The sequence below is a fragment of the Streptomyces sp. NPDC050085 genome (assembly GCF_044460595.1).
Lineage (GTDB): Bacteria > Actinomycetota > Actinomycetes > Streptomycetales > Streptomycetaceae > Streptomyces.
This window is the reverse complement of sequence record NZ_JBITJZ010000005.1, coordinates 148,064-162,774: the sequence shown is the minus strand read 5'-3', so window position 1 is coordinate 162,774 and position 14,711 is coordinate 148,064. Positions and strand designations below refer to the sequence as shown.

The 14,711-nt window shown below is 69.4% G+C and carries 15 protein-coding genes; 1 reads left to right on the top strand and 14 read right to left on the bottom strand.

Going from position 1 to position 14,711, the window contains the following annotated elements; genetic code table 11:
- The 14 genes from ACIBUY_RS20390 to ACIBUY_RS20325 form a co-directional block, all read right to left on the bottom strand.
- On the bottom strand, positions 1 to 699 hold the full coding sequence (locus ACIBUY_RS20390) for a hypothetical protein (RefSeq protein ID WP_399153259.1): 699 nt from the start codon (positions 697 to 699) through the stop codon (positions 1 to 3).
- Between the two features lie 28 nt (positions 700 to 727).
- Positions 728 to 1,255 carry a nuclear transport factor 2 family protein gene (locus ACIBUY_RS20385; RefSeq protein ID WP_365561469.1) on the bottom strand — a complete coding sequence of 176 codons (528 nt, stop codon included), beginning with the start codon at positions 1,253 to 1,255 and terminating at the stop codon, positions 728 to 730.
- 53 nt (positions 1,256 to 1,308) lie between these two features.
- Positions 1,309 to 2,172: a hypothetical protein gene (locus tag ACIBUY_RS20380; protein WP_399153258.1), complete on the bottom strand. Its 864-nt coding sequence runs from the start codon at positions 2,170 to 2,172 to the stop codon at positions 1,309 to 1,311.
- 35 nt (positions 2,173 to 2,207) lie between these two features.
- Positions 2,208 to 2,708 carry a hypothetical protein gene (locus ACIBUY_RS20375; RefSeq protein WP_365561464.1) on the bottom strand — a complete coding sequence of 167 codons (501 nt, stop codon included), beginning with the start codon at positions 2,706 to 2,708 and terminating at the stop codon, positions 2,208 to 2,210.
- An 11-nt stretch (positions 2,709 to 2,719) separates the two neighbouring features.
- Positions 2,720 to 3,946 (bottom strand): MCE family protein, encoded by a 1,227-nt coding sequence (locus tag ACIBUY_RS20370; RefSeq protein WP_399153257.1) that lies wholly within the window; start codon positions 3,944 to 3,946, stop codon positions 2,720 to 2,722.
- Positions 3,943 to 5,046, bottom strand: a complete 1,104-nt coding sequence (locus ACIBUY_RS20365; protein ID WP_399153485.1) for an MCE family protein — start codon at positions 5,044 to 5,046, stop codon at positions 3,943 to 3,945. Before ACIBUY_RS20365 ends, ACIBUY_RS20370 begins: the two co-directional genes overlap by 4 nt.
- A gap of 50 nt (positions 5,047 to 5,096) precedes the next feature.
- The gene (locus tag ACIBUY_RS20360) at positions 5,097 to 6,098 is read right to left on the bottom strand and encodes an MCE family protein (RefSeq protein WP_365561460.1); all 1,002 of its coding nucleotides are present in this window, start codon (positions 6,096 to 6,098) and stop codon (positions 5,097 to 5,099) included.
- Positions 6,098 to 7,144, bottom strand: a complete 1,047-nt coding sequence (locus tag ACIBUY_RS20355; protein WP_365561457.1) for an MCE family protein — start codon at positions 7,142 to 7,144, stop codon at positions 6,098 to 6,100. The genes ACIBUY_RS20360 and ACIBUY_RS20355 overlap by 1 nt, the downstream gene beginning before the upstream one ends.
- 8 nt (positions 7,145 to 7,152) lie before the next feature.
- Complete coding sequence (locus tag ACIBUY_RS20350) at positions 7,153 to 8,214, bottom strand: MCE family protein (RefSeq protein ID WP_399153256.1); 1,062 nt, start codon at positions 8,212 to 8,214, stop codon at positions 7,153 to 7,155.
- The gene (locus ACIBUY_RS20345) at positions 8,211 to 9,458 is read right to left on the bottom strand and encodes an MCE family protein (protein WP_365561452.1); all 1,248 of its coding nucleotides are present in this window, start codon (positions 9,456 to 9,458) and stop codon (positions 8,211 to 8,213) included. The genes ACIBUY_RS20350 and ACIBUY_RS20345 overlap by 4 nt, the downstream gene beginning before the upstream one ends.
- A 3-nt stretch (positions 9,459 to 9,461) precedes the next feature.
- Positions 9,462 to 10,268 carry an ABC transporter permease gene (locus ACIBUY_RS20340; RefSeq protein ID WP_365561449.1) on the bottom strand — a complete coding sequence of 269 codons (807 nt, stop codon included), beginning with the start codon at positions 10,266 to 10,268 and terminating at the stop codon, positions 9,462 to 9,464.
- Positions 10,269 to 10,275: 7 nt separating this feature from the next.
- Positions 10,276 to 10,983, bottom strand: coding sequence for an MlaE family ABC transporter permease (locus ACIBUY_RS20335; protein ID WP_399153484.1), 708 nt, complete (start codon positions 10,981 to 10,983; stop codon positions 10,276 to 10,278).
- A gap of 134 nt (positions 10,984 to 11,117) precedes the next feature.
- Positions 11,118 to 12,119 (bottom strand): ABC transporter ATP-binding protein, encoded by a 1,002-nt coding sequence (locus ACIBUY_RS20330; RefSeq protein WP_399153255.1) that lies wholly within the window; start codon positions 12,117 to 12,119, stop codon positions 11,118 to 11,120.
- Positions 12,120 to 12,623: 504 nt separating this feature from the next.
- Positions 12,624 to 13,553 (bottom strand): hypothetical protein, encoded by a 930-nt coding sequence (locus tag ACIBUY_RS20325; RefSeq protein WP_399153254.1) that lies wholly within the window; start codon positions 13,551 to 13,553, stop codon positions 12,624 to 12,626.
- Between the two features lie 466 nt (positions 13,554 to 14,019).
- Here ACIBUY_RS20325 and ACIBUY_RS20320 point away from each other — a divergent pair, with 466 nt between their 5' ends.
- The gene (locus ACIBUY_RS20320) at positions 14,020 to 14,622 is read left to right on the top strand and encodes a hypothetical protein (protein ID WP_365561442.1); all 603 of its coding nucleotides are present in this window, start codon (positions 14,020 to 14,022) and stop codon (positions 14,620 to 14,622) included.
- Positions 14,623 to 14,711 lie beyond the last annotated feature (89 nt).

Genomic DNA, 14,711 nt, shown 5'->3' with positions numbered 1-14,711 from the left:
TCAGCCGGTGAAGGTGTCGATGGCGGAGACCAGCCAGCGGCCGTCCTGGTGGACGAGGTCGACGGCGAGCATCGCTCCGGCGTAGTTCGCGGCGGCCTTCTGCTTCGCGGCGGTGCTGGTGCTGCTCTGGTCGGCGTAGACGAGGACGCGGGCGCGGTCGCCGTCGATCCGCTCCACGGCGCTGTCCGTGACCGTCGTGGTGACCACGGTCTTCTGCGTCTTCGCCCGGGCGAGGACGGGGGCGAGGAGGGTGCGGTGCTGGGCGACGGCCTTGCCGGTGAGATAGGTGGCGGCGGCCTTCTCCTCGGTGCTCGGGTTGGCGTAGTCGTACGAGAACAGGGCGTTCACGGCCTTGCCCGCGGCGCCCTTGACCTCGCTGGTGCGGGCCGGGTCGGTGAGGGCGGTGTTGCGGGTGGCGGTGTCGTTGGTGAGGCCGCGCTTCTCGGCGTGGGCCCAGCCGGCGAAGGAGCCGAGGAGGAGGGTGAGGAGGCAGAGGGCGGCCAGGGTCTTGGGGTGGGCTGGGTGCTTGCCGGGGCGGGGCCTCGTGGTGCGGGCCGCCTGCTTCGCTTGCCCCGCGTCGGGCGCCTTGGTCGCGGACGCCTTGGGCTCGGGGGTCTTGGGCTCGGGGGCCTTGGGCTTGGGCAGCGTCTGGGTCAGGCGGCGTTGGCGGTTGAGGGTGTGGCGGGTGGTGGACGGCATGGCGCGGGCTCCTCTTCGGTCGGGCCGGTCAGTCGGTGGTGGCGGTGTCGCCGACCGGTGCCTGGGCGAGGGCGCTGAGTTTCCAGTGGCCGTCGGTCCTGGTGAGTTCGCCGAGCATGCGGCTGTCCTTGTCGGTGGCCTTCTGGCCGGTGGCGGTCACGGTGACGCGCAGGGCGACCATGACGCGGGCGCGGCCCGCGCGTTCGTCGAGTTCGGTGACGGCGCCGGACAGCACCTTGGCCGTACTGACGGTCCTGGCGCTCTCCACCTGCTTGGTGAACTCGGCGCGGCCCTTGACCAGTTGGGAGTGCAGATCGCCGGTGGTGGAGGACTCCCAGAGGTCGAGCCCGGGGCCGAGCTTGCGGTGGTCCAGGGTGTTGAGGTTCTGCACGGCCTGCTCGCCGGCCTCGAGGGCGTCGTCGCGGGCGGTGGCGTAGCTTGCGGTGTCGTCGTGGGCCGCCCCGTACCAGGACCGGCCGGCCCAGGCGGCTACGCCCCCGGCGAGGAGCGTGAGGGCGAGGGCGGCGACGATCAGTGGCTGCGTGAACTTGGCCATGCGCGCCTCTTTCGAACTCATCGGTCCCGCCGATCTGGTCTCTTTCATGGGGTTCACCGGGCTTTGATGTCGACGATCTGCCATACGTCGTCGCGGAGTCGGGCGGTGACGGACAGCTGGGCGGCGGACGTGGCGGGCTTCTTGTCGCCGCGCCGTGCGGTCTGGTCGAGGAAGACGAGCAGGTGGGCGGTGGTGCCGCGGAGGCTGACGGTGCCGACGCGCACGGACTGGGTGGTCAGGGTCAGATGCTGCTTGCGCACGTTGTCCTTGACCTGTGCGAAGAGCTGCTTGTACTGCTCGGCGGCCCGCCCGGACAACACGGCCTCCGCGGACCGCGCGGTGGCGTCGGTGCCGCCCGGGGTGTACGAGAACACCTTGGCGAGGGCGCTGCTCACGTCACCGTTGACCCGGGTGGTCGCCTCGACGTCGGTGAGGGCGTGGTTCGCGGCGGCGGGAGTGTCCCGCAACTCATGGGCCTGGTAGAGGAGTACGCCTCCGGAGAGGGCGAGCACGAGGCCCACGACACCCCCACCGACAACCACCCTCCGGGAGAGCGACTTACTGCCGCCCCCAGCTCCCGCCCCGGCTTCGGATCCCGCGCCCGAATCGGTCTCGGCGTCCGCGCCCGACCCGGCTCCCAACTCCGCCGCGGCGCCCTCGATCCCGGCCCCGGACTCGGCCCGCCCCTTCGGCTCGGCGCCGCCACCGGACTCCAGGCCCGGCCCAGCCCCATCGCCCGGCCGCGATCCCGCCTCGGCTTTCGTCGCCGGATCTCTTCTCGGTCGGTGCCACCAGCGGCGGCCCGCCGGGGCCTCCGTCTCCGTGGGGAGCGACTCCGTGTCCGTGCCCGTCTCCGCGGGGACCGACTCCGTATCCGTGTCCGTCTCCGCGGGGACCGCCTCCGTACCCCTGTCCATATCCACTCGCACCACCGGACCGACCCCCTCCCGAGTCATCCCGCGACCTCGGCCACCGGGACCGCGTTCAGTGCCTTGACCTTCCATGTGCCGTCCGGGGTGCGCGTCAGGACTGCCTCGAGGCGTTTGCGGTCCGTGGACGGGGTTTTCGAGCCCTTCGGGGTCGTCTCCACCCGGAGTGTCGCGATGAGTTTCGCCGTGCCTGCCCGGTCGTCGAGGGCGGTGACCGCCGCGTCCGTGACGGTGCCGCGCGAGGAGGACCCGGCGGCCGGGGAGAGCCGGGCCAGTTGGGTGTGGAGCGGGCCCGACGTGACCGACTTCCACGTCGTCACGCCCGCCTTCGCCCGGGCCGTCGTCGACGCGTCCAGCGTCGACAGCGCGGCCACGGCCGCCCGCCCGTCGGACAGGGCCGCGTCGCGCGCCCGGCTGTAGGACAGGTCGTCGTCACCGCGGGCCTGCGCGTACGACCAGGCCCCCGTTCCGCACAGCCCGAGCGACACCGTCAGGGCCGCGCCCAGCCATACCCGCTGCCTCATGACCCGCTGCCTCACGACCCCGCTCCAAGACCCAGCAGGTCCGCCATGTCGGACGACGTGGCCGCCGCCCCCGACTCCGCGACCGACGGCAACGACAGCGCCCCGGGTCGCGCCGGCTTCGGCACTCCGCCCCCGCTCGGCGCGTGCGCCGAACCCCGTACGCCGACCCCGCTCGACGACGGCGCCGTACAGCGCGCCCCCGTGTTGAGCGCGGGCGCCTCGCTGAGGTCCGTGCCGAGGCGATACGTCGTACCGCCGTAACCGGCCGTGCAGGGAAGCGGCTTGAAGAAGGTGACCGCCATGCCGAAGTTGACCTTTCCGCCGTCGATGGCCGTGGCCCCGGCGGCGACCGCCTGCGGCAGCTTGACCAGGAGTTCCTCGGTGCCGCGCTGCCGGGTCACCGCGACCTGTGACGTGGTGAGGAGATTGGCCAGGACGACACCCAGTTCCGGGTTCATGTCCCGCAGGACTCCGCTGAGTTGGGTCGCCGCCTCGGGCGCCGCCATGATCAGCTTGCGCAGGTCCGCGTCGGAGTTCTTCAGCGTGGCCGCCAGGTCCTTCGCGCCGGACGCGAAGTCCTTGATGGCCTGTCCTTCCTCGGCCTGCGTGCGCAGCACGATCTCGCCGTCGGCCATGAGCTTCGTGGTCCGCGGCAGCGCCCGGTCCGCGGCCTGGACGAAGTCGGAGCCGTTGTCCATCAGGACCTGGAGGTCCTCGCCCCGGCCCTCGAAGGCCTTGCCGAACTCGTCGACCACCGTGCGCAGCGAGTCCAGCGGCACGGACGTCGTCAGGTCGTCGACGCTCGCCAGGACGTCCGTGACGGGCCTCGGCACGGTGGTCGCCGACTGAGCGATGCTGGCGCCGTCCGCGAGGTAGGGGCCCTCGTCGCGGTCGGGCCGCAGGTCGATGTACTGCTCGCCGACCGCGGACAGGCTCGCCACGACGGCCTTGGCGTCGTCGGGGATGCGCGGCGCGGACTTCTTGATGCGCAGGTCGGCCACGACCCCGTCGGAGGTGAGCCCGATCGCCCCGACCCGGCCCACGGACACGCCCCGGTAGGTGACGTCGGAGTGGGTGAACAGGCCGCCGGTGCGCGGGAGTTCGACCTTGACCGTGTAGTAGTCCTCGGCCCCGACGTACCGGCCGAGGTCGGCGTACCGGATGCCGAGGAAGCCGAGCACGAGGACGGCGATGACGAGGAACGCGAGGTTCTTCAGCCGGACGGCGAGCGTGATCACCGGGAACCACCTCCGCTGGACGGCAGCGGCAGTGGTGACGACTGCGCCGGCTTCTTGCCCTGCGCGGTCGCCGACGGGGACGGGGAGGGAGATGCCGTGGCCTCGGTCAGCGGCGGGATCAGCGTCGTCCCGGGTACGGCGGTGATGTCGAGGTAGGCGTTGAGGTAGTCGCCCTTGACGCCCCTCATCACTTCGTCCGTGAACGGGTACGTGAGCAGCACCTGCAGCGAGTCCGGCAGGTCCTTGCCGGAGTCGGCGAGCGCCTTGAGCGTGGGGGCGATGGCCTTGAGGTCGGCGACCATGTCCTCCTTGCCGCGGTCGATGGTCTCGACGGCGACGCCCTTGAGCCGGTCGAGGGAGCGCAGCATCGTCATCAGCGAACCTCGTTGTTTCTCCAGGGTCTTGAGGCCGGGCGAGAGATCGGTGAGCACGGTCCCGACGTCCTCCTTGCGGTGCGCGAGCGTGGCGGAGAGACGGTTGACGCCGTCGAGGGCGGCGGTGATGTCGCCGCGGTGGTCGTCGAGGTCGGTGACGAGGGTGTTGACGCGGTGCAGCGTGGAGCGGACCTCGGTCTCGCGGCCGCCGATGGCCGAGTTGAGTTCTTTGGTGATGGTCTTGAGCTGGTTGACGCCGCCGCCGTTGAGCAGCAGCGACAGCGCGCCGAAGACTTCCTCGACCTCGGTGTTGCGGCCGGTGCGGGCCAGCGGGATGGTGGCGCCTGCGCGGAGCGAGCCCTTGCCGTCCTTGGGGGCGACGAGCTGGACGTACTTCTCGCCGAGGAGGCTGGACTGTTCGAGGCGGGCCCCGGTGTCGGCGGGCAGCTGCACGTCCCCGTTGATCTTCATGGTGACGCGTGCGGCCCAACTCCCTTTCCCGTCCGAGAGTTTGATGTCGGTGACGCGCCCGACGGCCACGTCGTTCACCTTGACCGCGGACTGCGGTACGAGGCTGAGCACGTCCTGCATGTCGGCGGTCACCGTGTACGGGTGGGCGCCGAGGTCGGCGCCGCCGGGCAGCGGCAGGTCCTCGATGCCGCCGAAGGACGGCGTGGGGAGGTGGAACACCCCGAGGGTCAGGCAGAAGGCGATGACGACCGGCAGGCCGCATCCGATTCCGGCTCCGGCGGCCGCCCGGCGGCGGCGCGCCCCGCTCACTGGTCGCCCCCGACCGCGGGCAGCGGCAGCAGCGGCCCGCCCATGCTCAGCTCGTTGAGGTCGGCGCGCCCGTCGAGGGTCCGCGTCTTCGGGTCGTACGCGCCCAGGACGTTGTCGGCGGCGAGCGGCGCGACGTCCAACATCTCGGCCAGGGACGCCCGTTGGTCGACGAGGGTCTGGGTGAGGGGCACGAGCCGGTCGACGTTCTTCTTCAGCTCGCCCCGGTTGTCCTGGATGAACGTCTTGACCTGTCCGAGTGCGGTGCCGAGCTCCTTCAGCGCACCGGCCAGGTCGTCCTTGTTGTCGGCGAAGTAGCTGGTCACCGAGTCGAGGTTCTCCTGTGCGGTGCGCACGCCGCCGTCCTTCTCCTTCAGCATCGTGGTGAAGGTCTGGAGTTGGGACAGCGTGGTGAACAGGTCGTCGCTGCTGCCGTTGAGGGTCTTCGCGGCCTTGCCGAACTGTTCGATGCTGTCGCCCATCGCGGACCCGTTGCCCTTGAGGTTCTTGGCGCCGGTGTCGAGCAGCCCGGACAGCGCGCCCTCGGCGTTGGCGCCGCCGGGGCCGAGCGCCTTGCTGAGCTCGGTGATGCTGTCGTAGAGCTGGTCGACCTCGACGGGCGTCCTGTTCCGCGACGCGGGCAGCTTCGCCCCGTCGTGCAGGTAGGAGCCGGAGGTGTAGGCGGGCGTGAGCTGGACGTAGCGGTCGGCGACGACGCTGGGGGCGACGGCCACGGCCCGCGCTCCGGCCGGCACCTTCACGCCGTCGTCGACGTCGAGCACGACCTCGACCTGGGTGCCTTTGGGCGTCACGGACCCCACCTTGCCGACGCGCACCCCGAGGATCCGCAGGTCGGACCCGGCGTAGATGCCGACGGCCCGGTCGAAATAGGCGGTGATGCGGGTGCCGCCCGAGCCCGTGGCGCGTACGCCCACGATGCCCGCGGCGATCAGCACGGCGAGCACGAGCCCGCCCACGAGCAGCTTCCGACGCGTACGCATCACTGGCCACTCCCCTTCGCGTCCACGTCGTACTTCCCGTTCTTCGGCGGCATGCAGGAGGTCTTCGGCAGGGACGTCTCGGGCAGGTAGGTGCGGGGCACGACGCCGCACAGATAGCTGTCGAACCAGCGGCCGTTGCCGAGGGTGTTGCCGATGAGCCGGTAGTAGGGGCCGACGAGCGCGAGGGTCTTGTCGAGCTTGCCCTGGTTCTTCTCCAGGACCTCCGTCACGCGGCCGAGCGCCTTGAGGGTCGGGCCGAGCTCCTTGTTGTTGTCGTCGACGAGCCCGTCGAGCTGGCGCCCGAGCTCCTGACTGCCGCTCAGCAGCGCCTTGATGGCGGTACGCCGCTTCTTGAGCTCGCCGAGCAGCGAGCCACCGTCGTCGATCAGCGTCTCGAAGCTCGACTTCTTCGTCTCGAGCGTCTTCGTCAACTTCTTGCTGCCCGCGAGGAGTTGGGCGAGTTCGGTGTCACGGGACGAGACGGTCCTCGACAGCGCGGACAGGCCCTTCACGGCCGCCCGCACATCGGGCGGCGAGTCCTTGAAGGTCTCCGACATGGTCTCGAAGCTGGCGGCGAGCTGCTTGGTGTCGATCTCGTCGATGGTGCCGCTGAGGTCCTCGAAGGCCTGCGTGACGTCGTACGGGGATGTGGTGCGCGACAGCGGGATCCGGGACCCCGGGTCCTGCTTGCCGCCGCCGACCGGGTCGAGGGCGACGTACTTCTCGCCGAGCAGGGTCTTGATGGCGATGGCGGCGGTCGTCCTGTCGCCGATCCAGGTCCCCTTGTCCTTGATCTCGAAGGTCACCTTGACCTTGTTGCCGTCGAGGGAGACCCCGGTGACCTCGCCGACCTTCACGCCGGCGATGCGCACCTCGTCCCCCGAGCCGAGTCCGGCGGCCTCGCTGAAGTCGGCGCTGTACTTGGTGCCGCCGCCGACCAGCGGCAGGCTGCTCGCGTGGAACGCGGCGAGCGCGAGGAGGGCGAGGACGACGAGGCCGACCACGGCGACGGCGACGGGGTTGCGCTCCTGGACGGGTTTGAGCACGGGCCGCTTCACTGGCACCTCGCTTCGGTGACGGCGATGCCGGTCGGCGGCTTCGACCCGTCGGACATGGAGACCCCGCCGACCTTCGCCTCGCAGAGGTAGAGGTTGAACCAGGACCCGTACGACGAAAGGCGCGACAGGGCGGTCAGCTTGGCGGGCGTCTTGTCGAGGAAGCTCTCGATCTGCGGGATGCCGTTGCCAAGTGACGTGGAGAGACGGCCCAGTTGGTGGATGTCGTCCTTGAGCGGCTTGCGTGCGTCCTGGAGGAATCCGGCGGTGACGGTGGTCAGGTCGCCCATCGCCTGGACGGCGTCGCCGAGCGGCTTGCGGTCGTCGTTGAACCCGGAGACGAGTTCCTTCAGGGTGGTCACGAGATCGTCGAACTGTGCCTCGCGGTCATTGATGGTGGTCAGGACGTCCGTCAGGTTCCCGACGACCTCGCCGATCACCTTGTCCTTGGCGGCGACGGTCGACGACAGCGATCCGACGTGCCGGATGAGCGAGTCGACGGTCCCGCCCTCGCCCTGGAGCACTTTCACGATCGATCCCGCGAGATCGTTGACGTCGTTGGGCGACAGGCCTTCGAAGAGCGGTTTGAAGCCGTTGAACAGGAGGGTCAGGTCGAGGGCGGGCGTGGTCCTGGTGAGCGGGATGGTGGCACCGGGGACGAGATCCCCCGCCCCGTCCCCGGTGCCACGCTCGAGGGAGACGTACCGCTGGCCGACCATGTTGAGGTACTTCACGGCGGCCGTGGTGGTACGCGGCAGGTGCCGGTCGCGCTCGACGGTGAAGGTGACCTGGGCGGTGCGCCGGTCGACGACGCGCACGTCCGTCACCTCGCCGACCTTCACGCCGGAGATCCGTACGCCGTCGCCGTCGATGAGCCCGGTGACGTCGGTGAACAGAGCCTTGTAGGTGGTCGTGTCGGTCCCCACCCCGGTGTTGGCGATGGAAAGGCCGAGCACGGTGGTGGCGAGGGCGGTGACGAGGACGAAGATCAGGGACTTGACGAGCGGTCCGGCGAGGGACCGCCGCCGTATGTGCTTGAACTCGGGCTCTGCGCTGGTCACTTGAGCTTCACCTCGCTCCCCCGGTACACGGGCCCGACGAGCAGGCTCGACCAGTCGGGCAGCTCGTCGGGCGAGGCCTTCGCGGCGGGCGCGATGAGCTCGTTCACCAGGTCGTTCTCCTGCGGCGAGTTGGCGGGCCCGAGTTCCTGCTCGGCGGAGGCGGTGGCGGTGACGGCGGCGGGAGCGGTCCCGCTCGCCGAGCCGAGGTAGGGCACGGGGTAGCAGTGCGGCCCGCCGCTCGCGCCGTACGAGGGGGTGTCGCGCCCGGCGACGTAACTCCCCCTGGACGGCAAGGTGTTGACGTCGACGTGCAGCCCCGGCTGATCGGTGCCCTTGCCCAGCACCTTGTCCATGCGCGGCACGAAGTCGGCGAGGGTGCGCAGGGTGCACGGGAAGGACGACGCGTACGTGGCGAGCAGTTCGAGCGTCGGCCGGGAGGTCGCGGAGAGCCGGATGATGTTGTCCTGGTTGGCGCGCAGGAACGCGTCGAGGTCCTCGGCGGCCTGCGTGGTGCCGCCGTAGGCGCCGGCGAGGTCGCTCTCCTTCTCGGCGATCGTGCCGCTGGTGGTGGTGAAGTCCTTGAGCGCGTCGATGATGCCGGGCGCGGCATCGGCGTACACGGTGGAGACCTTGACGAGCTGCTTCAGGTCTTCGTTCAGGGTCGGCAGGTTCGGGTTGAACTTCCGCAGGTGGGCGTCGAGTTGGGTGAGCGTGTCACCGAGTTGCCCGCCTCTGCCCTCCAGTGCCTGCGACACGGCGGACAGGGTCGACGACAGCTTCTGCGGCTGTACGGCGGTCAGCATGGGCAGTACGTCGTCGAGGACCTGCTGCAGCTCGATGGCGTTGGCGGACCGGTCCTGCGGGATGGTCGCCCCGGCGCTGAGCATCCGCGTACTGGGATCGCTGGGCGGTACGAGGGCGACGTACCGCTCGCCGAACAGTGTCGTCGGCAGCATCTGTGCCCGCACGTCGTCCGGGATGTCGTCGAGGGCGCCGGGCTTGAGGGCGAGGGTGAGGCGGGCGCCGGTGGGGGTGGCGTCGATCGACCGGACCTCGCCCAACACCACGCCCCTCAGCTTCACTTCGGCGCCGAGGTGCATTTCATTGCCGACGCTGCCGGTCTCGACCACGACGTCGTCGGACGAGACGAAGTCCTTGTTGTAGACGGCGACGGCGAGCCAGATGAGCAGGGCGGGCACGACGAGGAAGACGACTCCGGCGAGTCGGCGGCGGATGGTCTCCATGGGTCACCCCGCCACCTTCACGGTCGTGGTGGCGCCCCACAGGGCCAGCGACAGGAAGAAGTCGGTGACGGAGATGAGCACGATGGCGTTGCGCACGGAACGCCCCACGGCGACGCCGACCCCGGCAGGTCCGCCACTGGCCCGGAACCCGTAATAGCAGTGGGCGACGATGACCATGACGCTGAAGATCAACACTTTGAGCACCGACAGCAGGACGTCCGTCGGGGACAGGAAGAGGTTGAAGTAGTGGTCGTACGTGCCTTGCGACTGCCCGTTGAAGACGACGGTGACCAGGCGCGAGGCGAGGTACGAGGAGAGCAACCCGATCGCGTAGAGCGGGATGATGGCGACGACGCCGGCGATGATGCGGGTGGTGACGAGGTAGGGCATGGACCGCACGCCCATCCCCTCCAGGGCGTCGACTTCTTCATTGATCCGCATGGCACCGAGCTGGGCGGTGAATCCCGCGCCGACGGTGGCGGAGAGCGCCAACCCGGCGACGAGCGGGGCGATTTCACGGGTGTTGAAGTACGCGGAGACGAACCCGGTGAAGGCGGCGGTGCCGATCTGGTCGAGGGCCGCGTATCCCTGCAGTCCGACGACGGTGCCGGTGGCGGCCGTCATGGCGATCATCACGCCGATGGTGCCGCCGATGACGCCGAGCCCGCCGGACCCGAAGGCGACCTCGGCGAGCAGCCGCTGCACTTCCTTCGTGTACCGGACGAGGGTCCGCGGGATCCACACCAACGCCCGTATGTAGAAGAGCAGTTGGTCACCGCTGCGGTCGAGCCAGACGAGGGGGGAGGTCATGACGGGCTCAGCCTCCCTTCGGCGGAACGATCTGGAGGTAGATGCCGGTCATCACCATGTTCACGAAGAAGAGCAGGATGAAGGTGATGACGACGGACTGGTTCACGGCGTCGCCGACGCCCTTCGGGCCGCCGCGAGGATTCAGTCCGCGGTACGCGGCGACGATCCCGGCGATGAACCCGAAGATCAGGGCCTTCAGCTCGCTGATGTAGAGGTCGGGGAGTTGGGCTAGGGCGGAGAAGCTCTGCAAGTACGCGCCCGGGGTGCCGTGTTGGAGGACGACGTTGAAGAAGTAGCCGCCGAGGGTGCCGACGACGGAGACCATGCCGTTCAGGAGCAGGGCGACGGACATGGTGGCGAGCACGCGGGGCACGACGAGCCGCTGCACGGGCGAGACGCCCATGACCGTCATCGCGTCGAGCTCTTCCCTGATCTTCCGCGACCCGAGGTCGGCACAGATGGCGGAGCCGCCGGCGCCCGCGATGAGCAGGGCGACGATGAGGGGGCTCGCCTGCTGGATGACGGCCAGGACGCTGGCACCGCCGGTGAAGGACTGGGCCCCCAACTGCTGGGTGAGCGAGCCGACTTGGAGGGCGATGACGGCGCCGAACGGGATCGAGACGAGGGCCGCCGGCAGGATGGTGACGCTCGCGATGAACCAGAACTGCTCGACGAACTCCCGGAACTGGAAGGGACGCCGGAAGACGGCCCGCATCACTTCCAGGGCGAGAGCGAACAGCTTGCCGGTCTGCCGGAGCGGCGCCAGCAGTATCCCCGCCCCTCCGGCCGATCCGGCCTCGCCGCCGGGCACCTTCGACTTGGCCCGAGCATGCCGAGCTCCAAGCAGGCTCACCCCGCACCCCCGGCCCGCGGCAACACCGCGGTCGGCTCCAGCGCATACGTGGCCCGGATCGCATCCCGCGCCGAACCGGGCAACGTATCCAGCATGCTCAGCACCCGCGCCCGCCGCCGGGCAACGGCCTTGCGCTCACCGAGCCCCGGCGAGGGCTCGAGCTGCGGCACGATCTCGCGGGGGGCGACCTTCACCCCGCCGTTCTGCTGGGCCTCAGCGGCCAGCGTCGCCGCGTCCTTCTCTTCGGACATGCCGATCGGCCCGGCCTTGCTGGCGGTGAGGAACTGCGCGACCACGGGCTCCTGGCTGGTCAGCAGAACCTCCCGCGGCCCGAAGGTCACGAGGTTCCGCCGGAACAGCATCCCCATGTTGTCGGGGACGGTCGCCGCGATGTCGAGGTTGTGGGTGACGATGAGCATCGTCGCGTCGATCTGGGTGTTCAGGTCGATGAGCAGCTGCGAGATGAAGGCGGTCCGTACCGGGTCGAGCCCGGAGTCGGGTTCGTCGCAGAGGATGATCTGCGGATCGAGGACGAGGGCACGGGCGAGCCCGGCCCGCTTGCGCATGCCGCCGCTGATCTCGCCGGGCAACTTGCCCTCGGCGCCGAGGAGTCCGACGACCTCGATCCGCTCCATGACGATGCGGCGGATCGCCGACTCCTTCTTCTTCGTGTGCTCGCGCAGCGGGAAGGCGATGTTGTCGAAGAGGTTCATCGAGCCGAACAGGGCGCCGTCCTGGAACATCAGGCCGAACAGCTTCCTGGCCTCCATGATGTCCCGCTCGGGGCTGCGCGCCATGTCGACGCCGTTGACGAGGACGCGGCCCCGCTCGGGCTTGAGCAGCCCGATCAACGACTTGAGGAAGACGGTCTTGCCGGTACCGGACGGTCCGAGCATGACGCTCACCTCGCCGGCGGGCAGGGTGAGACTGACGTCCTGCCAGATCTGCTGCTTGCCAAAGGACTTGGTGAGGCCCTCGACCTTTACTTCGATTCCCATGTCACCTCCAGCAAGCGCTCGTGTCTTCATGTGCGCCGGACGCGCACGTTAAGTGGTTTGTAACCGCTGAGACAAGCGGTGCGGCAGCTAATTCCGCCTGCTCGTCCGGCCTTTGTCACCGGATGACAAACCGGCGGGAATTCTTTGTCGCCGAGTGAGCAATCGCGTGGGGGAAACCGGGCGGGGCACCGCGTCTCCGGGGGGACGGATTCGCGGGGCCCCGCCCTCGGGGAACCGACCCGGAAGGAGGGATCGGGCCATGCTTTCCCCGTTGGAACTCCAGGTCGACAGGGGGTGTCGACGTGGAGACGAGCGGCCGTGGTTTTGACGTTACGACCGAGTAACCTGGCCCGGCAATACCAGTTCACCAAATTTCGGGCGACCCTCGACCGGCCTGTCGACTTTTGGCAGTGGAGTACCAATTCGACCGGGTGTTTTGTTCTTGGGTGATGAAGGGGGCTACGGGGAGGGGGGTGCTCACCCGGTCCCGGGTCCGCCTCCCGGTCACTTCACTCCCGCATGCCAGTTCTGCGACAGCAGGGCCCCCTCATTGGGCACGACCGACGACGGGTTGGCGAAGGCGGCGACATACGTGGACGTGTTGTTGAGCACGACGTTGTTCGTCCCTGACCCGGCCGGCAGCCCGGTCTTGAGGTTGACGGCCCAGTCCAGAGCACCGAGCAGCCCGCAGCCGTTCGCCCCCGGCGCGGTGTACGTCGCGTCGCCCTGCGTGGCCCCGATGGCGCTCAACTGGCTCATGACACCGGCCGTGTTGGCCGTCCCGTTCGCGTCGAACCGCGTCGTCTTCACCGCCGGTGCCGACGTGTTCTGCGGCCGCAGCACGATCGGGTCCTTGGCCGAGCCGATGTAGCACTTGCTGCCCAGGAGCGGGTTCTCCAGCTTGATGCGGACCGGGAGCGCGATGATCGGCTTGCCCTGCATGATGCCCGCGAGGAGCTGGAAGTCGGTCGGGGTGTTGACCGACTCGACGGTGGCGTCGACCCGGTTGAGGTCGGCGTTCGTGATCTTCGCGCAGAGGTCGCTGATGACGGGGATGTCGTCGTCCGGGCACATCAACCCGAGGAGTCCGCCTGGCAGTTGGGCCGGGTCGGCGATGAGCGCACCGCCCGCGGGCGAGACGACCGTCGAGGTGCCGTCGTTGTGCGTGACGACACCGGCCTGGAGATCGGTGCGCCCGGTCGGCACCGTGGTGTTGCCCAGCTTGATCGAGCCGCTCGCCGAGCTGGAGGAGATGCAGATCGCGGTGTTGACCTTCCCGTCGGCGGCGAGCATCGCCGCGTTGTCGACGGGGCAGCGGGCGAACGGCGCCCAGGCACCGTTGAGTTCGGTGGCGGCCGAGGACGGGGCGACGGACGCCAGCGTGGCGAGGGCCGTCACGGCGACGAGGACCGAGGCGTTTCTGAGCTTGGGCATGGCGGAATTCCCTTCGCGGAGGTCGCAGAGGTCGGGGGTGCACGAGGAGGTATGAGGCTTCCGGGACGTTACTGGCGGGAAACCTCCGGCGGCAATGGGCTCGTTGACAGGAATTCCACTACTCGCGCGTTTATCGCGGAGTGAGTGGAACACGGGGCGACTTGCTCAGCGAATGAGCAATTCACGGTGCAGGCCTCAAAGTCCTCACCCGCCGACAAGAACCGGCCACCGCTTTGTGCACCCGCCGACAAGAAAACCGGCGAGTTCTCCCACCAGGAAGGAATCTGCCGCGACTCCATTGCACGCCCCGGTTACTTGCTCGTAACGTCCCTTATCGAAGGCGACGGACAGCCGCTGTTCCCCCAAGATGCGCGATGTCCGCATGGAGTTGAGCCGTAGGCCCCGCCCTGCCCCTGCCGGGCGGCGCATTCCATCTCGTACGCCACCATCCCTGGAGGGATTTCTCGTGCGCAGAATTGCTCGCAACACCGCACTCGCCGCCGCAGCCCTGGGCGCGGCACTCGGCCTGTCCGTCACGCAGGCGTCGGCCACCGCCCTTGCCACCTTCACCGTCAGCCCGGGCGGCTCCTTCAACGCCGCGGCCGGGACCACGACGCTGACGGTGCCCGCCGCGGAACTCCAGTGCGCGTCGTCGTCCGCCTCCGGCTCGCTGAAGTCCGGCTCGGGCCTCGCCGGAGACGGGATCGGCAACATCAACGCGCTGTCCTTCGCGGGCTGCAACCTGGCCGGCATCGACTTCGACGTCACCACCGACCCGGCCTCCTTCCCGTGGAAGGTCAACGTGTCGGGGATGAGCAGCACGGACCGCGCCGACGGCACGATCACCGGCATCCGCGCCACGATCTCCGGCTTCTCCTGCGTCGCCACGTTCTCCGGCAGCGTGACGGGCTGGTACCAGAACAGCAACCACACCCTGCACGTGACGGGCGGCGGTTCGCTGGCCGCGGAGAACGACGCCAACTGCCTCGGCCTGATCAGCCCCGGTGACCACGCCGACTTCAACGGCGACTACGTGCTGGACGGTGCGCACACGATCACGTCTCCGTGAGCACGTGACTCGTGAGCACGTGACCCGTGACGTCATGAGCACGTGACCGGACGCGTCTGCGCCCGCCGCCGAGAGCACCTCTCGGTGGC